This is a genomic window from Paracoccus sanguinis (assembly GCF_012689545.1).
GTDB classification, from domain to species: domain Bacteria; phylum Pseudomonadota; class Alphaproteobacteria; order Rhodobacterales; family Rhodobacteraceae; genus Paracoccus; species Paracoccus panacisoli.
In genome coordinates, this window is the sequence record NZ_CP051542.1 from 845577 (window position 1) to 868829 (window position 23253).

At 70.0% G+C, this 23253-nt stretch carries 24 protein-coding genes; 17 read left to right on the top strand and 7 right to left on the bottom strand.

Annotation, left to right across the window (positions count from 1 at the left end; translation table 11 throughout):
- Position 1: 1 nt before the first annotated feature.
- Both HGN31_RS04090 and HGN31_RS04095 read right to left on the bottom strand, forming a co-directional pair.
- Positions 2 to 553 carry an NnrU family protein gene (locus HGN31_RS04090; RefSeq protein WP_036736558.1) on the bottom strand — a complete coding sequence of 184 codons (552 nt, stop codon included), beginning with the start codon at positions 551 to 553 and terminating at the stop codon, positions 2 to 4.
- 52 nt (positions 554 to 605) lie between these two features.
- Positions 606 to 1445 carry an HpcH/HpaI aldolase/citrate lyase family protein gene (locus HGN31_RS04095; protein WP_036736555.1) on the bottom strand — a complete coding sequence of 280 codons (840 nt, stop codon included), beginning with the start codon at positions 1443 to 1445 and terminating at the stop codon, positions 606 to 608.
- Between the two features lie 271 nt (positions 1446 to 1716).
- On the opposite strand from HGN31_RS04095, the gene HGN31_RS04100 reads away from it, so the two are divergent.
- Entirely contained in the window at positions 1717 to 2277 is a 561-nt protein-coding gene (locus HGN31_RS04100) for a YciE/YciF ferroxidase family protein (RefSeq protein ID WP_168782405.1), read from the top strand.
- Positions 2278 to 2338: 61 nt separating this feature from the next.
- Here HGN31_RS04100 and HGN31_RS04105 read toward each other — a convergent pair whose 3' ends face one another.
- Entirely contained in the window at positions 2339 to 3088 is a 750-nt protein-coding gene (locus tag HGN31_RS04105; RefSeq protein ID WP_168782406.1) for a sulfite exporter TauE/SafE family protein, read from the bottom strand.
- 171 nt (positions 3089 to 3259) lie between these two features.
- On the opposite strand from HGN31_RS04105, the gene mdh reads away from it, so the two are divergent.
- The 14 genes from mdh (at position 3260) to HGN31_RS04175 (ending at position 17662) form a co-directional block, all read left to right on the top strand.
- Entirely contained in the window at positions 3260 to 4222 is a 963-nt protein-coding gene (gene mdh / locus HGN31_RS04110) for a malate dehydrogenase (protein WP_036709917.1), read from the top strand.
- Between the two features lie 166 nt (positions 4223 to 4388).
- Positions 4389 to 6314, top strand: coding sequence for a calcium-binding protein (locus HGN31_RS04115; RefSeq protein ID WP_168782407.1), 1926 nt, complete (start codon positions 4389 to 4391; stop codon positions 6312 to 6314).
- 158 nt (positions 6315 to 6472) lie between these two features.
- A complete protein-coding gene (gene sucC / locus HGN31_RS04120) occupies positions 6473 to 7666 on the top strand; it encodes an ADP-forming succinate--CoA ligase subunit beta (RefSeq protein ID WP_036701830.1) in 1194 nt (397 codons plus the stop codon).
- Positions 7666 to 8160 carry a hypothetical protein gene (locus HGN31_RS04125; protein WP_168782408.1) on the top strand — a complete coding sequence of 165 codons (495 nt, stop codon included), beginning with the start codon at positions 7666 to 7668 and terminating at the stop codon, positions 8158 to 8160. The genes sucC and HGN31_RS04125 overlap by 1 nt, the downstream gene beginning before the upstream one ends.
- 9 nt (positions 8161 to 8169) lie before the next feature.
- A complete protein-coding gene (gene sucD, locus HGN31_RS04130) occupies positions 8170 to 9054 on the top strand; it encodes a succinate--CoA ligase subunit alpha (RefSeq protein ID WP_036701825.1) in 885 nt (294 codons plus the stop codon).
- A 68-nt stretch (positions 9055 to 9122) separates the two neighbouring features.
- Entirely contained in the window at positions 9123 to 9665 is a 543-nt protein-coding gene (locus HGN31_RS04135; protein WP_168782409.1) for a DUF805 domain-containing protein, read from the top strand.
- A gap of 96 nt (positions 9666 to 9761) precedes the next feature.
- Entirely contained in the window at positions 9762 to 12728 is a 2967-nt protein-coding gene (locus HGN31_RS04140; RefSeq protein WP_168782410.1) for a 2-oxoglutarate dehydrogenase E1 component, read from the top strand.
- Between the two features lies 1 nt (position 12729).
- The gene (gene odhB, locus HGN31_RS04145) at positions 12730 to 14364 is read left to right on the top strand and encodes a 2-oxoglutarate dehydrogenase complex dihydrolipoyllysine-residue succinyltransferase (protein WP_168782411.1); all 1635 of its coding nucleotides are present in this window, start codon (positions 12730 to 12732) and stop codon (positions 14362 to 14364) included.
- Between the two features lie 10 nt (positions 14365 to 14374).
- A complete protein-coding gene (locus tag HGN31_RS04150) occupies positions 14375 to 14617 on the top strand; it encodes a DUF4160 domain-containing protein (protein ID WP_168782412.1) in 243 nt (80 codons plus the stop codon).
- Positions 14601 to 14861 carry a DUF2442 domain-containing protein gene (locus tag HGN31_RS04155; protein ID WP_168782413.1) on the top strand — a complete coding sequence of 87 codons (261 nt, stop codon included), beginning with the start codon at positions 14601 to 14603 and terminating at the stop codon, positions 14859 to 14861. The genes HGN31_RS04150 and HGN31_RS04155 overlap by 17 nt, the downstream gene beginning before the upstream one ends.
- 21 nt (positions 14862 to 14882) lie before the next feature.
- On the top strand, positions 14883 to 15143 hold the full coding sequence (locus HGN31_RS04160) for a hypothetical protein (RefSeq protein WP_036701815.1): 261 nt from the start codon (positions 14883 to 14885) through the stop codon (positions 15141 to 15143).
- Positions 15140 to 15541, top strand: a complete 402-nt coding sequence (locus HGN31_RS04165) for an MAPEG family protein (RefSeq protein WP_036701813.1) — start codon at positions 15140 to 15142, stop codon at positions 15539 to 15541. The genes HGN31_RS04160 and HGN31_RS04165 overlap by 4 nt, the downstream gene beginning before the upstream one ends.
- A 75-nt stretch (positions 15542 to 15616) precedes the next feature.
- Complete coding sequence (lpdA, locus tag HGN31_RS04170) at positions 15617 to 17011, top strand: dihydrolipoyl dehydrogenase (protein ID WP_168783801.1); 1395 nt, start codon at positions 15617 to 15619, stop codon at positions 17009 to 17011.
- A 165-nt stretch (positions 17012 to 17176) separates the two neighbouring features.
- A complete protein-coding gene (locus HGN31_RS04175; protein ID WP_036709952.1) occupies positions 17177 to 17662 on the top strand; it encodes a lytic transglycosylase domain-containing protein in 486 nt (161 codons plus the stop codon).
- A 191-nt stretch (positions 17663 to 17853) separates the two neighbouring features.
- On the opposite strand, the gene HGN31_RS04180 is transcribed toward HGN31_RS04175, so the two are convergent.
- From HGN31_RS04180 to HGN31_RS04195, 4 genes are all read right to left on the bottom strand, one after another.
- Positions 17854 to 19047: a CaiB/BaiF CoA transferase family protein gene (locus tag HGN31_RS04180; protein ID WP_168782414.1), complete on the bottom strand. Its 1194-nt coding sequence runs from the start codon at positions 19045 to 19047 to the stop codon at positions 17854 to 17856.
- 80 nt (positions 19048 to 19127) lie between these two features.
- The gene (locus HGN31_RS04185; protein WP_168782415.1) at positions 19128 to 19577 is read right to left on the bottom strand and encodes a GNAT family N-acetyltransferase; all 450 of its coding nucleotides are present in this window, start codon (positions 19575 to 19577) and stop codon (positions 19128 to 19130) included.
- Entirely contained in the window at positions 19574 to 20554 is a 981-nt protein-coding gene (locus tag HGN31_RS04190) for a quinone oxidoreductase family protein (protein WP_168782416.1), read from the bottom strand. The genes HGN31_RS04185 and HGN31_RS04190 overlap by 4 nt, the downstream gene beginning before the upstream one ends.
- Before the next feature lies 1 nt (position 20555).
- A complete protein-coding gene (locus HGN31_RS04195) occupies positions 20556 to 21398 on the bottom strand; it encodes an AAA family ATPase (protein ID WP_168782417.1) in 843 nt (280 codons plus the stop codon).
- Positions 21399 to 21602: 204 nt separating this feature from the next.
- On the opposite strand from HGN31_RS04195, the gene dksA reads away from it, so the two are divergent.
- Positions 21603 to 22025, top strand: a complete 423-nt coding sequence (gene dksA, locus HGN31_RS04200) for an RNA polymerase-binding protein DksA (RefSeq protein WP_036701802.1) — start codon at positions 21603 to 21605, stop codon at positions 22023 to 22025.
- A gap of 66 nt (positions 22026 to 22091) precedes the next feature.
- On the top strand, positions 22092 to 23231 hold the full coding sequence (locus HGN31_RS04205) for an FAD-dependent oxidoreductase (protein ID WP_168782418.1): 1140 nt from the start codon (positions 22092 to 22094) through the stop codon (positions 23229 to 23231).
- Positions 23232 to 23253: the final 22 nt, after the last annotated feature.

Consider the following 23253-nt stretch of genomic DNA (forward strand, 5'->3'; position numbering starts at 1 on the left):
CTCAGGCTCCGAACGGGTTGGGGCCGATCCAGCCGTGGATGAGGCCGACGACCAGGTAGACGACCAGCGTTGCGGCGGCGGTCGTCCACTCCTTGCGGATCGGGATGGGGTGGGCGGGCGGTGTCCAGTGCGGCGCGGTGCGGTTGATGATGACGATCTCGACCAGCGCCCAGACCAGCAGCCCGCCGAACAGCACCATCGACGGCAGGTCGCCGTTGGTCAGCAGATGCGCGACCGCCCAGAGCGAAAAGCCGATGAGCTGCGGGTGCCGCATCCGCACCCCAAGCCTCGACTTGGCCCCCGAGGCCGCGAACAGGTAGAATGCCACCAGCACCAGCAGGTTATTGATGCCCTTGAGCATCGGCGTCGCGGCCCACCAGATCACCTGGTCGGCGGCGCGGTAGCCGATCACCATCAGCACGATGGACAGGACCAGCATCCCCGCCACCATCGGCTTTTCCGACCCGCCCATGGCGCGGTGGAAGCCCGGGAACACGCGCTTGGCGAGATGGGCAAAGGACCACAGCAGGACGCCCAGAACCAGCAGGACCATCGTTCACCTCTTTCTCGTGTGGTTTCGCGCGCAGGTCGGGGGCACCCTGCCCTCAGCCGGCCATCGCCGCAATCGCCTCGGCCCGGGCGAGGGTCTTCTTCGCCGTCTCGACGTGCAGGTTCTCGACGATCCGCCCGTCCACCACGGCCACGGCCTTGCCCTCGGCGAGCGCGGCCTTGAACGCCTCGATCTGGCGGCGGGCGAGCGCCACCTCTTCCTCGGCGGGGGCAAAGGCGGCGTTGGCGATCTCGAGCTGGGCGGGGTGGATCAGGGTCTTGCCGTCAAAGCCCATGTCGCGGCCCTGTTCGCATTCGGCCCTGAGCCCGTCCTCGTCCTTGAAGGCGTTGAACACGCCGTCCACGATCACCCGGCCATGCGCCCGGGCCGCCAGCAGGCAGAGCCCGAGCCCGGTCTGCATCGCCAGCCGGTCGGGCCGGTTGCGGCTGCCGAGTTCCTTGGCGAGGTCGTTGGTGCCCATCACCATCCCCTCGAGCCGGGGATGCGCGGCGATGGCGGCGGCGTTGAGCATCCCGAGCGCGGTTTCCATCATCGCCCACAGCGGCGTGTCGCCGGTCAGCGCCGCCACCGCGTCGAGGTCGGCGGGGGTCGAGACCTTGGGCACCAGCACCGCATCGGCGCCGGTGGCGAAGGCCGCGGCATCCTCGCGCCCCCACTCCGTGTCGAGCCCGTTGATCCGCACGATCCGCGCGCGGGGGCCGTAATCCTCGGCCAGCGCCGCCTTGAGCGTGGCGCGGGCGGCGGGCTTCTCGGCCGGGGCGACGGCATCCTCGAGGTCGAAGATGATCGCGTCGGCGGCCAGCCCGCGCGCCTTCTCCAGCGCCCGCGCGTTCGAGCCGGGGATATAGAGGACCGAGCGATAGGGGCGCGACATGGGACGACCTTTCATGGATGCAGACGCAGCAATGTTGCGCCTGAGTGCCCGTTTCCGCAGCTTTCGGCAACCCCGAACCGCCCCGCCCCCGCCGCCGTGACGCCGCGCCGCGGCATCGCCCTGCCGCTTTCCGCGCCACCGGCGGGCCCGGCGGGCGCGTCGGGGCGAAAAACGGCGGCGTCATTTGCTTGTCGGCGCAACCGCCCGGTCGGGGTCCGTGTTCCCCGGTGCGCCCGCTGCCCGGCGCCCACCCCACGGACGGAGAGAAACGATGGCAACCGAACAGAAGGGTCTCGAGGACCTGCTGATCCACGGCCTCAAGGACATGTATTACGCCGAAGGCAAGATCCAGAAGGCGCTGCCGAAGATGATCGAGGCGGCCTCGGACGAGGCGCTGCGCGACGCGCTCGAGAACCACCTCGCCGAGACCGGCGAGCAGATCACCAAGCTCGAATCCGCCTTCGAGGCGATGGGCCAGGCCGCCAAGGGCGAGAAATGCGACGCCATCGAGGGCATCCTCAAGGAAGGTGATTCGCTGCTGTCGGATTTCGGCGGCACGCCGTCGGGCGATGCGGCGATCATCTTCTCCTGCCAGGCGGTCGAGCACTACGAGATCGCCCGCTACGGCAGCCTGCGCGCCTACGCCGAGTTGCTGGGCCATGACGAGGTGGCGAGCCTGCTCGAAGAGATCCTCGAGCAGGAGGAAGCGGCCGACGACACGCTGAGCGAGATCGCCGAGGACACCGCCAACCCCGCCGCGGCCGGCGACACCGCCGATGCGCGCGACGAGGACGACTCGGACGAGGACGAGGACGAGGACGACGACGCCTGATCGTCCGCCTGCGCGGCAGGACGGACGAGACCGGGGCGGCGCCCAGCCGCCCCGGTCTTTTTCATCCGCGGAACACGTCCGCGATGAGCTTGAGTGACACTGCCAGCAGCGCCCAGGTGATGAAGCGATAGAAGAACGCCTGCGGCACCCGCCGCACCAGCCAGACGCCGGCGAAGACGCTGGCCGCCGCGATCGGGATCATCACCGCGGCCTTGCCGAGGTTGGCGGCGCCGAGTTGCCCGAGCGCGGCATAGGGCACCAGCTTCACCGCATTCACGACGGCGAAGAACACGGTGTTCGTCCCGGCATAGGTCTCCTTGCCCAGCCGCAGCGGCTGGACGTAGATCTGGTAGGGCGGCGCGCCCGAGTGGCTGACGAAGCTCGTGTAGCCCGTCACCAGACCCCAGCCGGTGCCGCGGCCCCAGTCGGCCTTCCCCGGCACCCCGTCCTCGGGCGGCGGCCTGAGCAGCGTGAGCAGCGCGAAGGACGCCCCGATGACCCCGACGAGGCCGCCGATCACAGCGTCGTCCACCATCGAGGCCGTGGCCCAGCCCAGCCCCACGCCGAGGATCGCCCCGGGCAGCAGCCGCACCACGACCCGCCGGTCGTAGTGGCGGCGATAGGCGATCAGCCCGAAGACGTCCGAGATGACATAGATCGGCAGCAGGATGCCCGCCGCATGCACCGGCGACATGACCAGCGACAGGATCGGCACCGCCAGCATGGCGACCATCGCCAGCCCGCCCTTGGCCAGCCCGACTAGCGCCGAGGCCAGCGCCAGCAGCCCCCATCCCAGCGCCGTCAGCTCCACCCCGCGCCCCTCTGCGGGCTGCGCGTCCCTCGGTTGCCCCGCGTCCTCACCCTGCCCCGCCCCCCGCATCTTTTAGCGCAAACAGCGCCCCCGCCGCCCGGTCTGGTCCCTTGCGCGGCCCTGGGCAAGGGTCTAGTCCCGGCGCCAACCATCAACCCTACGGAGGACTCCATGGCTCGTCCCAAGATCGCCCTCATCGGCGCCGGCCAGATCGGCGGCACGCTGGCCCACCTCGCCGCCATCAAGGAGCTTGGCGACGTCGTGCTGTTCGACATCGCCGAAGGCACCCCGCAGGGCAAGGCGCTCGACATCGCGGAATCGGGTCCGTCCGAGGGCTTCGACGGGTCGTTCAAGGGCACCAACGACTACGCCGACATCGCCGGCGCCGACGTCTGCATCGTGACCGCCGGCGTGCCGCGCAAGCCCGGCATGAGCCGCGACGACCTGCTGGGGATCAACCTCAAGGTCATGAAGTCGGTGGGCGAGGGCATCAAGGCGCACGCGCCGAACGCCTTCGTCATCTGCATCACCAACCCGCTGGACGCGATGGTCTGGGCGCTGCGCGAGTTCTCGGGCCTGCCGGCCGAGAAGGTCGTGGGGATGGCCGGCGTGCTCGACTCCGCCCGCTTCCGCCACTTCCTGGCCGAGGAGTTCGGCGTCTCGATGCGCGACGTGACCGCCTTCGTGCTGGGCGGGCATGGCGACACCATGGTGCCGCTGACCCGCTATTCCACCGTCGCCGGCATCCCGCTGCCGGACCTGGTCAAGATGGGGTGGACCACGCAGGACAAGCTCGACCAGATCGTCCAGCGCACCCGCGACGGCGGCGCCGAGATCGTGGCGCTGCTGAAGACCGGCTCGGCCTTCTACGCGCCGGCGACCTCGGCGATCGAGATGGCCGAGGCCTATCTGCGCGACCAGAAGCGCGTCCTGCCCTGCGCCGCCTACGTCAAGGGCGCCTATGGGCTGGACGGGATGTATGTCGGCGTGCCGACCGTGATCGGCGCCGGCGGCATCGAGAAGGTCATCGAGATCGAGATGAACGACGACGAGCAGGCGATGATGCAGAAGTCGATCGACGCCGTGAAGGGCCTCGTCGAGGCCTGCAAGGGCATCGACAGCTCGCTGGCCTGAGGCCGGACCGAGACGCGAGAGGGGGGCGGCCGCGGGGCTGCCCTTCTCTTTTGCGACGTTTCGCAGACAAACTTAACAATTGACCGAAGAGGCGTTTGGTCGCACCTCTTTTCGCAGTCCTCGGCCCGCGGCGGCAGTCCGGGCCCTCAGCGGAAAGAAAGGTCCCATGCCAGATATTCCCGGTAACACCTCGACCACCTCAGTCATCACCGGCACCGGCGCGTTCACCTCGGCGCTCGAGACTTCGGGCGACAGCGACTGGTGGCGGGTCACGCTCGTCGCCGGCCGCACCTATGACTTCACCTTCTCGGGTGACGGCAGCGCGACCAGCCTTGACGACGCCAACTTCTACATCCTCGACTCGCTCGGGGCGACGCTCGACTCGGGCTATACCTACAGCGGCGGCCCGGTCGTCCTGTCGCTCACGGCCGCGACCTCGGGGACCTATTACATCGCCGTCAGCGACGGCAGGTCGGACGGCCAGCCCGAGGGCAACTATGTCATCCGCGCGCGGATGAACGACCTGCTGCCGAACGACAACTCGACCACCGGGGTGGTGGTCAACGGCATGACCTCCGGGGCGCTCGAGACCTCGGGCGACGCCGACCGCTACAAGGTCATGCTGACCGCCGGACAGCGGGTGGACTTCACCCTCTCGGGCGACGGCAGCGCGACCAGCCTCGACGACGCCAATTTCCAGCTGCTCGACCAGTATGGCAACGTCGTGGCCTCGAACTACACCTACAGCGGCGGGCCGATCTGGGTCGCGGCCACGGCGAGCTATACCGGCGCCTATTACCTCGTCGTCGCGGACGGCAGCTCGGACAGCGGCGCCGAGGGCAGCTTCCGCATCGACGCGCGGCTGACCGACCGGGTGCTGGCCGACACCTCGACCACGAGCAGCCTGCGCGACGGGACCTCGATCGCGGGCCAGATCGACGCGCGGGGCGACGCCGACTGGACGCGGTTCAACGCCGTCGCCGGGACCACCTACACCTTCACCCTGAGCGGCGACGGTTCGGCCAATGCGCTCGGCAGCAAGGAGCTGGTCCTGCGCGACGCAAGCGGCAACGCGATCAAGTACGACTACACCTATGGGACCGGCTCGGTCACGATCGAGTGGAAGGCGACCAGTTCGGCCCCCGTCTATCTCGACTCGCATTCCAACTCGTCCACCTCGGGTTGGGGCGGCTATACGCTGTCGGTCGTGTCGGATGCGCCGGTGCTGACCGGGACCGCGGGCCACGACCGGCTGACCGCCGGGTCGAACGACAACCGGGTGATCGGGCTGGCCGGCAACGACACGCTCGACGGCGGGGCGGGGAACGACACGCTCGTCGGGGGTCAGGGCAACGACAGCCTGATCGGCGGCGCGGGGATCGACACGGCCGATTACACCGGCAGCCTGCCGGCGCGGGTCTATCTGGGCATCACCGGGCCGCAGAACACTTGGCAGGGCGCCGACGTGCTTTCGGGGATCGAGAACCTGCTCGGCGGCTCGGGCAACGACCGCTTCTTCGGAAGCACGGTTGGCAACGTGCTCAACGGCGGGGCGGGCAATGACCAGCTTTACGGCGGGGGCGGCAACGACACGCTGATCGGCGGGGCCGGCAACGACTTCTTCCACGGCGGCGCGGACGCGGACGTGATCCTGTTCGAGGGCAGCGCGGCGGTCGACGTGGACATCGTGCGAACCACCGCCACGGGCCAGGGCACCGACACGCTGGGCGGGGTCGAGAACATCACCGGCGGCAGCGGCAGCGACATCATCCGCGGCAATGCCGCGGCGAACGTGCTGAACGGCGCGGTGGGCAACGACACGCTGGTCGGGCGGGGCGGCAGCGACGTGCTGACCGGAGGCAGCGGCAGCGACCGCTTCGTCTTCGCCAACTGGGACGGCAACGACCGCGTCACCGACTTCCAGAACGGCCTCGACCGGATCGAGATCGGCGGCCCGACCACCGGCTTCCGCGACCTCTCGGTCTACAACAGCGCCGAGGGCGCGGTGATCAGCTGGGGCGGGGGCACGACCATCACCCTGGCCGGGATCGACCGCAGCATGGTGGACGCGAGCGACTTCATCTTCACCTGACCCCGGCCCCCGAGTCGCCGATGTGATCACACGTTTCGGACGTGTGATCACATCAATCGCGTTTGGCGGGATGATGCCGCTAACGCCCCCCTCCCCCCTTGATTCCGCCGCCCGATCTGCCAGAGCGGGCGGTGACATTTTCCCCTGCGAGGTCCGTGATGAACATCCACGAATACCAGGCCAAGGCGCTGCTCAAGGACTACGGCGTGCCCGTGTCGGACGGCCGCGTGGTGCTGAAGGCCGACGAGGCCAAGCGTGCGGCGAGCGAACTGGACGGCCCGCTGTGGGTCGTCAAGTCCCAGATCCACGCCGGCGGCCGCGGCAAGGGCAAGTTCAAGGAAGCCGAGGCCGGCGACAAGGGCGGCGTGCGGCTGGCCAAGTCGGTCGAGGAGGCCGAGGAGCTCGCCCGCCAGATGCTGGGCCGCACCCTCGTCACCCACCAGACCGGCCCGGCCGGCAAGCAGGTGAACCGCATCTACATCGAGGACGGCAGCGACATCGCGCGCGAGCTTTACCTCGCGCTGCTGGTCGATCGCGGCACCTCGCGGATCAGCTTCGTCGCCTCGACCGAGGGCGGCATGGACATCGAGGAGGTCGCGGCCTCCACCCCCGAGAAGATCGTCTCGTTCAGCGTCGATCCGGCCTCGGGCCTGTCGGACTTCCACGGCCGCCGCGTGGCCTTTGCCCTCGGCCTCGAGGGCCAGCAGGTCAAGCAGTGCGTCAAGCTGGTCAAGGACCTCTATCGTCTCTTCGTCGCCAAGGACATGGAGATGCTCGAGATCAACCCGCTGATCGTCACCACCGAGGGCAACATCAAGGCGTTGGACGCCAAGATGGGCTTCGACAACAACGCGCTCTATCGCCACGCCGACATCATGGCGCTGCGCGACGAGACCGAGGAAGACCCCAAGGAGCTGGCGGCGTCGAAGTTCGACCTGAACTACATCGCGCTCGACGGCGAGATCGGCTGCATGGTGAACGGCGCGGGCCTGGCGATGGCCACGATGGACATCATCAAGCTGTATGGCGCCGAGCCCGCGAACTTCCTGGACGTCGGCGGCGGGGCGACCAAGGAAAAGGTAACCGAGGCGTTCAAGATCATCACCTCGGACCCGAACGTCAAAGGCATCCTCGTCAACATCTTCGGCGGCATCATGCGCTGCGACATCATCGCCGAGGGCATCATCGCCGCGGTGAAGGAAGTGGGCCTCAAGGTGCCGCTGGTCGTGCGCCTGGAAGGCACCAACGTCGATCTGGGCAAGAAGATCATCAACGAGAGCGGCCTCGACGTGATCGCCGCCGATGATCTGTCGGATGCCGCGCAGAAGATCGTCAAGGCGGTGAAGGGCTGATGCTGGTGCGGGCCGCTCTTGCCGGGCTGGCGCTCGCCGTCGCTGCGGCTTCGGCTGCGGTGGCGGCCCCGCCCAGCAAGGCCGAGATGCTGGCAGCCGCCAGCGAGGCGGCCGGCGTCTGCGCGCAGACCATGCCGAACACCCGCGCCACGGCCGATGCGCTCAAGTCCCGCGGCTTCCGCATGGAGGAGGCCGACGGGACGGCGCGCATCTACACCAAGTTCAGCCCGCGGGTGGTGGTTCTCTTCACCACCGTGGGCAGCGACAAGGACGCCTGCGCCATTCTCGTGAGCCAGATGACCCCCGCCGAGGCGCGTCAGCTCGTCCAGCCCTGGATCGACAACAGCAAGGCTGTGCAGGTCGAGCAGGCCAAGGACCGCAGCCGCTGGCGGGGGGTCTACAAGGGCACGCCGATCATCATCGGCACCATCAATCACATCGATCTGGGCATTGTCCGCGGCGCTGCAGTCGTCGCCGGCGCGCCCAAACGCTAGGAGCCTCACATGGCCATTCTCGTCGACAAGACCACCAAGGTCATCACCCAGGGCATCACCGGCTCGCAGGGGACCTTCCACACCGAGCAGGCGATCGCGTACGGCACGCAGATGGTCGGCGGCGTCACGCCGGGCAAGGGCGGCACCACGCACCTGAACCTGCCGGTGTTCGACTCGGTCCACGAGGCCGTCGAAAAGACCGGTGCCAACGCCTCCGTGATCTACGTCCCGCCGCCCTTCGCGGCCGACTCGATCCTCGAGGCCATCGACGCCGAGATCCCGCTGATCGTCTGCATCACCGAGGGCATCCCGGTGCTCGACATGATGAAGGTGAAGCGCGCCCTCGAAGGGTCGCAGTCGCGGCTGATCGGGCCGAACTGCCCCGGCATCATGACCCCCGACGAATGCAAGATCGGCATCATGCCCGGCTCGATCTTCCAGCGCGGCCGCGTGGGCGTCGTCTCGCGCTCGGGCACGCTGACCTATGAGGCGGTCAAGCAGACCTCGGACGTGGGCCTCGGCCAGTCCTCGGCGGTCGGCATCGGCGGCGACCCGATCAAGGGGATGGAGCACATCGACGTGCTCGAGATGTTCCTGGCCGACGACGAGACCGACGCGATCATCATGATCGGCGAGATCGGCGGCGCGGCCGAGGAAGAGGCGGCGCAGTTCCTCGCCGACGAGAAGAAGCGCGGCCGCTGGAAGCCCACCGCCGGCTTCATCGCCGGGCGCACCGCCCCCCCCGGCCGCCGCATGGGCCACGCCGGCGCCATCGTCTCGGGCGGCAAGGGTGACGCGGAATCGAAGATCAACGCCATGAAAGAGGCGGGGATCGTGGTCGCCGACAGCCCCGCCCACCTGGGCGAGGCGGTGATGAAGGCGATGGGCAAGTAACGCCTGTTGGAGAATGCACCGCCCCTTCCTACGTAGGGGCGGAGCGCAGCAGAGGGACGAGGGCGCAAATGAGCGAGACAGGGCCACAGCCCTATCGAGTTCCCCCGCGGATCGGCGTAGCCGACGCGGTGCGCCGCTGCCTGCAAAAATTCCTGATTTTTTCCGGCCGCGCGCCCCGTGCAGAGTTCTGGAAGTTTGCCCTGATAGTCGTGGTGGCGTTGACCGTTTGCGGGATGATCGAGCGCGCCCTCGGGCTGCCCCGCCTTGCCGTGATCTCGGTCGAGATTCCACGCACGACGTTCTTCGCCTCGATCCGCGGGCCGCTGTCCGCCGCAACGCTTCTGCTTATGGGGCTGCCGTTGCTGTCGGCTGCCGTTCGGCGGCTGCATGACACCGATCGCCGCGGGATGTGGCTTGCTCTCGTGCTCGCCTCTCCCGTCCTGCTGCTGGCCGCCGGTGTTCTCGGCGCCCGCACGGGGGTGATGCCGTCCCTCCCGCTGCTTCTTCTGCTCACTTTGGTGCCGGCCCTGGTGGTGATGGCATTGCTGGCGGCGCCGACGCAGCCCGGCCCCAACCGTTTCGGACCCAATCCGCTCGAGGTCCGCGCATGAACCGCCTGTCGCCCGTGACGCCATGCCGGGCGTCCATCTCTCGTTGTCCGTTGCGCGGCCTGAGCCAGCCCTTTCCCCTCTCGTGAGGTCATCCTGATGAACGACCAAAGCCCCAACGCCGCCTTCCGCGACTCGTCCTTCCTGCAGGGCGCGAACGCGACCTATGTGGAACAGCTCTACGGCCAGTGGGCGAACGATCCCGCGGCCGTGGACCAGGCGTGGGACGAGTTCTTCCGCGGCCTCGGCGACGCCGAGACGACCGTGACCCGCGAGGCCAAGGGCGCGAGCTGGCGCCGCCCCGACTGGCCGCCGATGCCCGCCGACGAGAATACCGCGGCGCTCACCGGCGAGTGGCCGATGGCGTCAGAGGCGACGGCCAAGGCCGCCATCGCCAAGATCACCGGCAAGGCCGAGGACAAGGGCGTGGCGCTGTCGGATGACCAGCTGCGCCGCGCGGTGCTGGACAGCGTCCGCGCGATCATGCTGATCCGCGCCTTCCGCATCCGCGGCCACCTGCACGCCGACCTCGACCCGCTGGGGCTGCGCGAGATGCCGCCGCTGGGCGAGCTCGACCCCGCGACCTACGGCTTCACCGCCTCCGACATGGACCGGCCGATCTTCATCGACAACGTGCTCGGCCTGCAGGTCGCGTCGATGCGCCAGATCGTCGAGCTGATGACCCGCACCTACTGCGGCACCTTCGCGCTGCAGTTCATGCACATCTCGGACCCCGAGCAATCCGCCTGGCTGAAAGAGCGGATCGAGGGCTACGGCAAGGAAATCGCCTTCACCCGCGAGGGGCGCCGCGCGATCCTGAACAAGCTGGTCGAGGCCGAGGGCTTCGAGAAGTTCCTGCACGTCAAGTACATGGGCACCAAGCGCTTCGGCCTCGACGGCGGCGAGGCGCTGATCCCGGCGATGGAGCAGATCATCAAGCGCGGCGGCGCGCTGGGGGCGAAGGAGGTCGTGATCGGGATGCCGCACCGCGGCCGCCTGTCGGTGCTGGCCAACGTCATGTCGAAGCCCTACCGGGCGATCTTCCACGAGTTCCAGGGCGGCAGCTACAAGCCCGAGGACGTGGACGGCTCGGGTGACGTGAAATACCACCTCGGCGCCTCGTCCGACCGCGAGTTCGACCAGAACAGCGTCCACCTGTCGCTGACCGCGAACCCCAGCCACCTCGAGGCGGTGAACCCCGTCGTGCTGGGCAAGGTCCGCGCCAAGCAGGACCAGATGAACGACACCGCCAACCGGACCTCGGTGATCCCGATCCTGCTGCACGGCGATGCGGCCTTCGCCGGCCAGGGCGTGGTGGCCGAGTGCCTGCAGCTCTCGGGCATCCGCGGCCACCGCACCGGCGGGACGATCCACATCATCGTCAACAACCAGATCGGCTTCACCACGGCGCCGCATTTCAGCCGCACCTCGCCCTATCCCACCGACATCGCGCTGATGGTCGAGGCGCCGATCTTCCATGTGAACGGCGACGACCCCGAGGCCGTGGTCCACGCCGCCAAGGTGGCGACCGAGTTCCGGCAGAAGTTCCACAAGGACGTCGTGATCGACATCTTCTGCTACCGCCGCTTCGGTCACAACGAGGGCGACGAGCCCATGTTCACCAACCCGGCGATGTACAAGCAGATCAAGGGTCACAAGACGACCCTGCAGCTCTACACCGAGCGGCTGGTCAAGGACGGGCTGATCCCCGAGGGCGAGATCGAGGACATGAAGGCCGCCTTCCAGGCGCACCTCAACGAAGAGTTCGAGATCGGCAAGAACTTCAAGCCGAACAAGGCCGACTGGCTGGACGGCAAGTGGTCGGGCCTCTCGACCGAGGGTGAGGAATACACCCCCGGCAAGACCGGCATCTCGGCCGAGACGATGGCCGAGATCGGCGCCGCGCTGACCCGCGCCCCCGAGGGCTTCGACCTGCACAAGACCGTGGGCCGCCTGCTCGAGGCCAAGCGCGCGATGTTCGAGACCGGCGAGGGCTTCGACTGGGCGACCGGCGAGGCGCTGGCCTTCGGCAGCCTCGTGCTCGAGGGGCACCCGGTGCGGCTGTCGGGGCAGGATTCGACCCGCGGCACCTTCAGCCAGCGGCACTCGGCCTTCGTCAACCAGACGACCGAGGAGCGCTATTATCCGCTCAACAACATCCGTGGCGGCCAGGCCCGCTACGAGGTGATCGACTCGATGCTGTCGGAATACGCGGTGCTCGGCTTCGAGTACGGCTATTCGATGGCCGAGCCGAATGCGCTGACCCTGTGGGAGGCGCAGTTCGGCGACTTCGCCAACGGCGCGCAGATCATGTTCGACCAGTTCATCTCGTCGGGCGAGAAGAAGTGGCTGCGGATGTCGGGCCTGACGGTGCTGATGCCGCACGGGTTCGAGGGCCAGGGGCCGGAACACTCGTCCGCGCGGCTCGAGCGCTGGCTGCAGATGTGCGCCGAGGACAACTGGATTGTGGCCAACCTGACCACGCCGGCCAACTATTTCCACATCCTGCGCCGCCAGATCCACCGGCCGTTCCGCAAGCCGCTGATGCTGATGACGCCGAAATCGCTGCTGCGTCACCCGCAGGCGGTCTCGACCGCGGACGAGTTCCAGACCGGCTCGACCTTCCACCGGGTGCTCTGCGACGACGCGCAGCGCGGCCGCTCGGACTTCAAGCTGGCCGAGGACAGCCAGATCCGCCGCGTGGTGATCTGCTCGGGCAAGGTCTACTACGACCTGCTCGCGGCGCGGAACGCCGCCGGGGCGGCGGACGTCTATCTGCTGCGCCTCGAGCAGTTCTATCCCTTCCCGCAGCAGTCGCTGATGAAGGAGCTGGGGCGCTTCCCCGAGGCCGAGTTCGTCTGGTGCCAGGAAGAGCCGAAGAACCAGGGCGGGTGGAGCTTCGTCGAGCCGAACCTCGAATGGGTGCTGAACCGCCTTGGCGCCAAGCACCCGCGCCCGCGCTATGTCGGGCGCGCCGCCCAGGCCTCGGTCGCCACCGGGCTTGCCAGCCGCCACAAGGCCGAGCAGGAATCGCTCGTGGCCGAAGCCGTCACGTTGGAGGGTTGAGATGACCACCGAGGTCCGCGTCCCCGCACTGGGGGAAAGCGTCAGCGAGGCGACCGTCGCCACCTGGTTCAAGAAGCCGGGCGACCGGGTCGCCGCCGACGAGATGCTGTGCGAGCTGGAAACCGACAAGGTGACGGTCGAGGTGCCGGCCCCTGCCGCCGGCGTGCTGGCCGAGATCGTCGCCGCCGAGGGCGAGACGGTCGGGCCGAACGCGCTGCTCGCGCAGATCGACGAGGCGGGGGCGGGCGCTGCCGATGACGCCGCCCGCGACACGAATGATGCCGCCGGTCAGCCGGCCCAGAACGAGGACAAGCCGCAGATGGCCGGAAAGAACGTGGACGTGATGGTGCCCACCCTGGGCGAGAGCGTGACCGAGGCGACCGTCGCCACCTGGTTCAAGAAGGTGGGCGACCAGGTCCAGCAGGACGAGATGCTGTGCGAGCTCGAGACCGACAAGGTGTCGGTCGAGGTGCCCGCCCCCGCCTCGGGCGTGCTGGCCGAGATCCTCGCCGAGGAAGGCGCGACCGTCGACGCCAAGGCGAAGCTGGCCATCATCACCGAGGGTGCGGCCGGCGCCGGCGCCGCGTCGGGTGCCGGCGCCGCGCCGGCGGCCACCAAGGCCCCGGTCGGCTCGGCCTCGGGCGGCGAGGACGGCACCACCGCGGGCGAGGTCGGCTCGCCCGGCGCCGGCCCCGAGCAGCTGCAGCCGCGCGAGGGCGCGGGCCGCACCGACGTCGAGGATGCGCCGTCGGCCAAGAAGGCCATGGCCGAACAGGGTGTCAGCCGCGACCAGGTGCAGGGCTCGGGCCGTGACGGCCGCGCGATGAAGGAAGACGTCGCCAAGGCCGCCTCGGGCCAGGGGGCCGCGCCGCGACCGGCCTCGTCCGCCCCCGCCCCGGCGCAGGCCCCGCGCGCGCCGTCCTCGGCCGAGGACGCACGGCGCGAAGAGCGGGTCAAGATGACCCGCCTGCGCGCCACCATCGCCCGCCGCCTCAAGGACGCGCAGAACACCGCGGCGATGCTGACCACCTACAACGAGGTGGACATGAGCGGCATCATGTCGCTCAGGAACGAGTACAAGGACGCCTTCGAGAAGAAGCACAAGGTGAAGCTCGGCTTCATGTCGTTCTTCGTGAAGGCCTGCTCGCACGCGCTGAAGGAAGTGCCCGAGGTCAACGCCGAGATCGACGGCGGCGACGTGGTCTACAAGAACTTCGTCCACATGGGCGTGGCCGTGGGCACGCCCTCGGGCCTCGTGGTGCCGGTGGTCCGCGACGCCGACCAGAAGTCCTTCGCCCAGATCGAGAAGGAGATCGGTGAGCTCGGCGCCCGCGCCCGCGACGGCAAGCTGACCATGGCCGACATGCAGGGCGGCACGTTCACCATCTCGAACGGGGGCGTCTACGGCTCGCTGATGTCCTCGCCGATCCTGAACCCGCCGCAGTCGGGCATCCTCGGGATGCACAAGATCCAGGACCGCCCGGTCGTGGTCGGGGGTGAGATCGTCATCCGCCCGATGATGTACCTGGCGCTGAGCTACGACCACCGGATCGTGGACGGCAAGGGGGCGGTGACGTTCCTCGTCCGCGTGAAGGAGGCGCTCGAGGACCCGCGTCGGCTGCTGATGGACCTGTAAGACGGTCGGCGTGCCGACGGTCTTCCGGGACCGGGGCGTGCGGTTCTTCTTCTATTCCAACGAAGGGGATCCGCGCGAACCGCCCCACGTCCACGCCGAAAGCGCGGATGGCGTGGCGAAGCTCTGGCTGCGGCCCGCTGTGGCCGTCGCCTTCAGCGCAGGGTATGATCGCCGTGCGCTCGCCGGGATCGTGACGACCGTCTCGGCCCGGCGCGACGAGATTGAGAGGGCGTGGCATGAGTTCTTCGGTTAAGGCGACGGCGCTTTCGTTCGACGATCACACCATGTGGGTCGAGCTGGACGACGGCCGGTCGCTGGGCGTCCCGCTCGCCTGGTTTCCCCGCCTGCTGGGCGCGACGCCGGCGCAACGCGCGCAGGGACGGATCGGCTCCGCCGGCACCGGCCTGCACTGGGACGCGCTGGACGAAGACATCTCCGTCGCAGGCCTGTTGGCCGGGCGCGGAGACCTGACCCACCCTGCCCCGCACGCCGCCTGACCCAACCGCGAGGACACCCCCATGACCAACCAGCTCATCGCTCGCTACGACATCGCCGACTACGCCCAGTTCCGGGCCGAGTTCGACCGAGACGCCGAGGATCGCGGCAATGCCTCGCTCTCGGTGCTGCAGATCTGGCGCGAGGGCGAGAACCGCGCCTGGGTGCTCTACCAGATCGCCGACGGCAAGCGCGCGCTCGCCTATCTCGACGGGGCGGCGCAGGTGTTCAACAGCCGCGCCGGCGTGACCAACGCCGAATTCCACGTCGTCCAGACGGCATGAGCCTCGCCCCCTCGCCCGAGCTGACCGTCCTCGGCCTCGCCGCGATCCTGCAGGCGGGGCAGATCGCCCTTGCGGCCTGGTCGATGGGGCGCGACGGGCTGTCCAAGTGGAACGCCGGCCCGCGCGATACCGAGCCGGCCTTCTCGGCCCTCACCGGGCGGCTCAGGCGGGCGGTGGACAATCATTTCGAGGGGCTGGTGTTCTTCACCATCGCCGTGGTGCTGGTGCAGTTCACGCAGTCGAACTCGACCCTCACCGCGCTCTGCGCCTGGGTCTACCTCGCCGCCCGCCTGCTCTACGTCCCCGCCTATGCCTACGGCTGGTCGCCAGGCCGGTCGCTCATCTTCGGGGTCGGGTTCGCCGCCACCTTCACCATGATCCTCGCCGCGCTGTTCTAGTTCTTTCCTGTTCAAATATCCCGCGGGGTCCGGGGGCGCGCAGCCCCCGGTCCGGCGATCCAGACAAGGACCAACCTGACCATGTATGACCTGATCGTGATCGGCGCCGGCCCCGGCGGCTATGTCTGCGCCATCCGCGCCGCCCAGCTCGGCCTCAAGGTGGCCTGCGTCGAAGGGCGCGAGACGCTCGGCGGCACCTGCCTCAACGTGGGCTGCATCCCCTCCAAGGCGCTGCTGCACGCGAGCCACATGGCCCACGAGATGCACGAGAACTTCGCCACGCTGGGGCTGATGAACGCCCACGCCGACATCGACTGGGACCGGATGCAGGCCTACAAGGCCGAGACGGTGGCGACCAACACCAAGGGCATCGAGTTCCTGTTCAAGAAGAACAAGATCGACTGGCTCAAGGGCTGGGCCTCGATCGAGGGCGAGGGCCGGGTCAAGGTCGGCGACACGGTGCACGAGACCAAGGCCATCGTGGTCGCCTCGGGCTCGGTCCCGACCGCGCTCAAGGGGGTCGAGGTCGACAACGACGCGGGCGTGGTGGTCGATTCGACCGGCGCCCTGGCGCTCAAGCGCATCCCCAAGTCGATGGTGGTGATCGGCGCCGGCGTGATCGGGCTCGAGCTCGGCTCGGTCTATCGCCGGCTCGGGACCGAGGTGACGGTCGTCGAATACCTCGACACCATCACCCCGGGCATGGACGCCGAGGTGCAGAAGCAGTTCCAGAAGATCCTGACCAAGCAGGGCTTCACCTTCATCCTCGGGGCCGCCGTCTCGGGCGTCGAGCCGCGCGAGGGCGGCGCAGTCGTCACCTACGCCGCCAAGAAGGGCGGCGATGCGCAGACGCTCGAGGCCGAGGTGGTGCTCGTCGCCACCGGCCGGCGCCCCTACCACGACGGGCTGGGGCTCGAGGCGGCCGGCGTCACCCTGACCGAGCGCGGCCAGATCGCCGTCGACGACCACTGGCAGACCAGCGTGCCCGGCATCTACGCCATCGGCGACGCGGTCCCCGGCCCCATGCTGGCCCACAAGGCAGAGGACGAGGGGATGGCGGTGGCCGAGGTCATCGCGGGCAAGCACGGGCACATCAACTACAGCGTCATCCCGGGCGTCATCTACACCACCCCCGAGGTCGCCACCGTCGGCCTGACCGAGGCCGCCGCGAAGGAAAGCGGGCGCAAGGTCAAGGTCGGCAAGTTCCCCCTGATGGGCAACGCGCGGGCCAAGGCGATGCTGCAGCCCGACGGGTTCGTGAAGCTCATCGCCGACGCCGAGACCGACCGCGTCCTTGGCTGCCACATCATCGGCCCCGGCGCGGGCGAGATGATCCACGAGATCTGCGTGGCGATGGAGTTCGGGGCCTCGGCCGAGGACGTGGCGCTGACCTGCCACGCCCACCCCACCGTCTCGGAAGCGGTGCGCGAGGCGGCGCTCGCCTGCGGCGACGGGGCGATCCACGTCTGAGCAACGGGACGGCCCGGGTGCCCCGCACCCGGCCGTTTCGGCGGGTTCTTGCCGAAACCGCGCCGCCCTGCGGCGCGGTCTTTCTTTTTGCGCGCGGTGCGGCGCGCGCCGCGCTAAGCCTGCCCCCAGGAAACGACAACAAGTTTCGAGGGCAGGATGATCCGCATGATCCGTTCCGCGGGCGCGCTGGCGCTGGTCGCGTCGCTCGCCGCCTGCGGCATGACCGACCGCCAGATGGACCACGACCGGCGCTACCTGGTCGAGCCGCGCGTGTCGCAGGCCGCGCTGCACCCCAACGAGACGCCCGAGCTGCGGCGGCTGATCCAGAAATATTCGGCGATGTACGACGTGCCGGAATCGCTGGTCCACCGGGTGGTGATCCGCGAAAGCCGCCATCGCCCCGGCGCCCGCAACGGCCCCTATTACGGGCTGATGCAGATCCTGCCCGCCACGGCGCGGGGGATGGGCTACAAGGGCTCACCCAGCGGGCTGCTGGATGCCGAGACCAACCTCAAGTACGGCGTCAAGTATCTGCGCGGCGCCTACATGGTCGCCGACGGCAACCCCGACGCGGCGGTGAAGTGGTATTCGCGCGGCTACTACTACGAGGCCAAGCGCAAGGGCCTGCTCGGCGCCACCGGCCTGCGCTGACCGCCTGACGATCAGGGGCGGGACGCGCGGGCGCCCTCCCCCGTTACCGACGCGGCACAGGCGCGGCCACGAGCGCCTAAACCGCCTGCGCACGGGCGCCGCGACGAGCGCCCACTCCCCGCCCTGCTGATGCACCGGCGCAGCGACGAGCGCCCCAGCCTCTCCTCGGCACAAGCGCCGCGACGCGCACCCTACCCCCGGCTCCGCCGCGGCACGGGCGCGGCGACTGCGGCCTCCGCCTCCTCCAGCCAGTCGAGGACCGCCTGACGGTCGCCGTCGAGCTTCGGCGCGGCGGGCAGCACCGACGGGTCGGGCAGGTCCGACATCTTGATCGGGTTGCCCGAGCAGGGCAGCGGCCGCCCGCCCGGCCCCTTCTCGATCGTCACCACCATGTTGCGGGCGCGGATCTGCGGGTCGGCCATCACCTCGGCCACGTTCTGGATCGCCCCGGTCGGCACGCCCGCCGCCTCGAGCGCCGCGATCCAGTGCGCGCGCGGGCGTTCCAGCGTCACCGCCTCGATCAGCCGCTTGAGCGTCTTGACGTTCTCGCAGCGCGCGGCGTTGCTGGCAAAGCGCGGGTCCTGGTCCAGCGGCCCAAGCCCCAGCGCCATGCAGGCGCGGGCGAACAGCGCGTCGTTCCCGGCGGCCAGCACGAACAGCCCGTCTTCGGCCCGGTAGGTCTCGAAGGGGGTGATCGTCGGGTGCCGCGCCCCGTTCGGCCCCGGCGCGCGGCCGGTCACCGCGGTCAGCGCCACCGCGTGCTCGAGGATGGCCAGCTGGCTGTCCAGCATCGCCACATCCACCTTCTGCCCGACGCCCGTCTGCGCCCGCGCCAGAAGCGCCGCGAGCACGCCCTGGGTCAGGAACATCCCGGCCACGATGTCCCCGATCGAGGCGCCCACGCGCACCGGGTCGCGGTCGCGTTCGCCGGTGATCGACATGACCCCGCCGCGCGCCTGCACCACCATGTCATAGGCGGGCTTGAGGCTGTCCGGCCCGCTGTGCCCGAACCCCGACACCGCCCCATAGATCAGCCGCGGATGGCGGGCGTGCAGCACCTCCCACCCATAGCCGAGACGCTCCATCACCCCGGGGCGGTTGTTCTCGATCAGCACGTCGGCGTGGGCCAGCAGCCGGTCGAAGATCGCCCGGTCGGGCGCCGCCCGCAGGTCGAGCGCGATCGACTGCTTGCCGCGGTTCAGGGTGGCGAAATAGGCGCTCTCGCCGTCGACGAAGGGCGGAAAGTGGCGGGTGTCGTCGCCCAGACCCGGCCGCTCGACCTTGATGATCCGGGCGCCGAGATCGGCGAGCTGGTTGGCGCAGTAGGGTCCGGCGAGCACATGGGTCAGGTCGAGGACGGTGATGCCGTCGAGCGGATAGGTCATCGGTTCAGGTCTTTCTCAGGCTGGACGCGCGCCATGCCACGGCCGTGTGACGGCCGGGTGACAAGGCCCCGCGCGTCAGGTCAGGTCGGGCGGTTGTAGCGGATGAAGGGCGACCGGACCGCCACCCGGTCATAGAGCATCCGGCCGGGGTAATTGTCCTCGGCGGTGAGCCAGTAGACGGTCGGCACCCCGGCCGCGTCGGCGCGGGCATAGACCGCCTCGATCAGGGCCCGCGCGACGCCGCGGCCGCGGGCGGCCTTGGCGGTGAACAGGTCCTGCAGGTAGCACACCCCCTCGGGGCGCCACAGGTTCGGGTGGAAGACGAAATGCGTCAGCCCGACCAGCGCGCCCTCGGCCTCGGCCACCAGCCCGTGGAACTCGCGGGGGTCGCCCGCCATCAGCCGCGCAAAGGCCGAATCGTAGAACCCCTGCGGCCGGTCGTGGAAGCCGTAGAAGGCCTGATAGCCGGCATAGAGCGCCTGCCAGCCGTCACGGTCGGCGGGGCCGAGGGGGCGGACGGTCACGCTCACGGCGCGTCTGCCACCAGCACCACCGGCCCGGCCATGCTGCGCGATTCGATCCGCCGGTGGGCGGCCACGACCTCGTTCAGCGGCAGCGTCTCGACCTGCTCGAAGCGCAGGACGCCGGCGCGGATGAGGGCGAACACCTCGGCCGCGCCGGCTTCGAGGTCCGCGCGGGCGGCGGTGTAATGGGCGATGGTGGGCCGGGTGACGATCAGCGAGCCCGCGTTCCGCAGCCGGGTCAGGTCCACCTGCGGCTCGCCCGAGGCCCAGCCATAGCTGACCAGCCAGCCCATCGGCCCGAGGCTGTCGATCGACGCCTCCCAGCTGTCGCGGCCGACCGAATCGAACGCCGCGCGGGCGCCCGCCCCGTCGCTCGCGGCCTTCACCGCAGCGGCGACATCGTCGCGGCCGAGGACCAGCACCGCCTCGGCCCCCGTCACCAGGGCCGCGGCGCGCTTGCCCTCTGACCCCACCGTGGCCACGACCCGCACGCCGCGATGGACCAGCCAGCGGGCCAGCAATGAGCCGACGCCGCCCGCCGCCGCGTGCACCAGCGCGACATCCCCGGGGCCAAGCGGGGCGATGCGCGTGGCGAGATACCAGGCCGTCAGGCCCTTGAAGAACAGCGCCGCCACATCGGTTGCCGCGATGTCGGGGGGCAGCGCCACGGCCCGCGCGGCGGGCAGGATACGCCGGTCAGCATAGGCGCCGGGCGGGCCGCCGGCATAGACCACCCGGTCGCCGGGGGCGAAGCCCGCCCCCTCGCCCGCAGCCTCGACCACGCCCGCGCCCTCGACCCCCAGCCGCGCGGGATAGGCCGCGCCGCCGCGCCCCGCCCGCATCAGCACGTCGAGGAAATTGACCCCCACCGCCGCGTGCCGGACGACCAGCTCACCCGGCCCCGGCCGGGGCAGGTCCACGTCTCGCCATGCCATCGCCTCGGGCGGGCCCGCGGCCTCGACCACGATGGCGCGCGCGCCCATCTCAGCGCGCCTGCCGCCGGGCCATGAAGGCCAGCCGCTCGAACAGCGCCACGTCCTGCTCGTTCTTGAGCAGCGCCCCGTGCAGCTTGGGCAGCATCGTCGCCGGGTCGCGCTTGAGATCCTCAGGCGCCAGGTCCTCGGCGAGGATCAGCTTGAGCCAGTCCAGCAGTTCGCTGGTCGAGGGCTTCTTCTTCAGCCCCGGCACCTCGCGCAGCTCGAGGAACTGGGTCAGCGCCTCGTCCAGCAGCCGCGGCTTGAGGCCCGGGTAATGGACGCCGACGATGGCCTTGAGCGTCTCGGCGTCGGGGAAGCGGATGTAGTGGAAGAAGCAGCGGCGCAAGAAGGCGTCCGGCAGCTCCTTCTCGTTGTTCGAGGTGATGATGACGACCGGGCGGTGGCGCGCGGTGATGGTCTCGCCGGTCTCGTAGACGTGGAACTCCATCCGGTCGAGTTCCTGCAGCAGGTCGTTCGGGAACTCGATGTCGGCCTTGTCGATCTCGTCGATCAGCAGCACCACCTTGGCGTCGGCCGCGAACGCCTGCCACAGCTTGCCGCGGCGGATGTAGTTGCCGACGTCGTGCACGCGCGCATCGCCCAGCTGGCTGTCGCGCAGCCGGCTCACGGCGTCGTATTCGTACAGCCCCTGCTGGGCCTTGGTGGTGGATTTCACGTTCCATTCGATGATCGGCAGGTCGAGGCTGGCGGCCACCTGCCGCGCCAGCTCGGTCTTGCCGGTCCCCGGCTCGCCCTTGACCAGCAGCGGGCGCTCCAGCGTCACCGCGGCGTTGACCGCCAGCGCAAGGTCGGCGGGCGCGATGTAGCGGTCGGTGGAACGGAACTGCATGGCCTGGCCTCTCGCGCGGGATCGGCCCGCACCCTAGCCCCGCCGCCGGGAACGGACAAGCCGAGGCCCCTCGCCCGCCCCCCCTCGCCGCTCGCCCAATTGTGCGGCCCGGTCGGGCAGCGCCACTTCCCTTCCCGCCCCTCATACCTTATGGGGGCGCCGAGAGGTCCGGGATCGTCCTGCCCCGGCCTTGCCGGAGGAAGCATGAAGCGCCAGACGTTCCTGCCCGATGAATACCGTCCCGCCGAGGACGAGCCCTTCATGAACGACCGGCAGCTCGAGTATTTCCGCCGCAAGCTGCTCGCCTGGAAACAGGAACTGCTGGACCAGTCGGCCGAGACGCTCGAGGTGCTGCAGGACAGCGGCCGCAACGTCCCCGACATCGCCGACCGCGCGTCCGAGGAAACCGACCGCGCCATCGAGCTGCGGACCCGCGACCGGCAGCGCAAGCTGGTCAGCAAGATCGACGCCGCGCTGCGCCGGATCGAGACCGGCGACTACGGCTATTGCGAGATGACGGGCGAGCCGATCAGCCTCAAGCGGCTGGACGCGCGCCCCATCGCCACCATGACGCTCGAGGCGCAGGAACGCCACGAGCGGAAGGAGCGGGTCCACCGCGAGGACTGAGGCCCGCGGTGCCTGCGGCAATCGCGCGCCTGTCCCCGGCCCGGCCCCCGGCTTAAGGCTGCGGCCATGACCCAGTCCGCCTCTGCCCTTTCCCAGCGCCCCGTCACCGTGATCGGCGCCGGCCTCGGCGGGCTCACCGCCGCGCTCGCGCTCGCCCAACGCGGGGCCGAGGTCACCGTGATCGAGCGCGCCCCGGCCCTGACCGAGGTTGGCGCCGGCATCCAGCTCAGCCCCAACGCGGTCCGGGTGCTCGACGCGCTCGGCCTCGGCGAAGCCTTGCGCGAGGTCTCGGCCCCCAACCCGACGGTGACGCTGCGCGACGCGCGGGGGGGCGAGGTGCTGCGGATGGACATGGCGCGCCTGCGCCCCGGGGCTGCGTTCCGCACCATCCACCGCGCCCGTGCGATCGAGTTGCTCGCCGCCGCCGCCCACGCCGCGGGCGTGACGATCCGGCTGGGCGAACCCGTCGAGACGCTGCCCGACGTGCCGCTGCTGATCGGTGCCGACGGGCTGCACAGCCGGGTGCGCACGGCGCTGAACGGCCCCGAGACGCCGTTCTTCACCGGCCAGGCGGCCTGGCGGGCGCTGATCCCGCTCGAGCCCGACCCCGCACCGGGGGCGCAGGTCTTCATGGGCCCCGGACGGCACCTCGTCTCCTACCCCCTCGCCCACGGGCTTCGGAACATCGTCGCCGTCGAAGAGCGGCAGGCGTGGACCGCCGAGGGCTGGGCGCAGGCGGATGACCCCGCAAACCTCCGCCGCGCCTTCGCCGGGTTCGGGGGGCCGGTGCCGGGCTGGCTCGGACAAGTGACGGCGTGCAGCGTCTGGGGGCTGCACCGGCATCAGGTCGCCGCGCGCTGGCACGACGACCGCCGCGCGATCCTGGGCGACGCGGCGCACCCCACGCTGCCGTTCCTCGCGCAGGGCGCCTGCATGGCGATCGAGGATGCGTGGACGCTCGCCGCCTGCCTCGCGGCTGACTCGGACCAGCCCCGCGCGCTCGCCCGCTATCAGGCGCTCCGCCGCCCGCGCTGCACCCGCATCGTCGATGCGGCGACGGCCAACGCGCGCAACTATCACCTCGCCGGTCCGCGCCGCCTGATCGGCCACGCCGCGCTGCGCGCCGCGAACCGCCTCGCCCCGCGGCAGGTGTTCGAGCGCTTCGCCTGGGTCTACGACCACGACCCCGTCGCAGCCGCGCCCTAAGGGCGCCACGCGCCGCATCTTC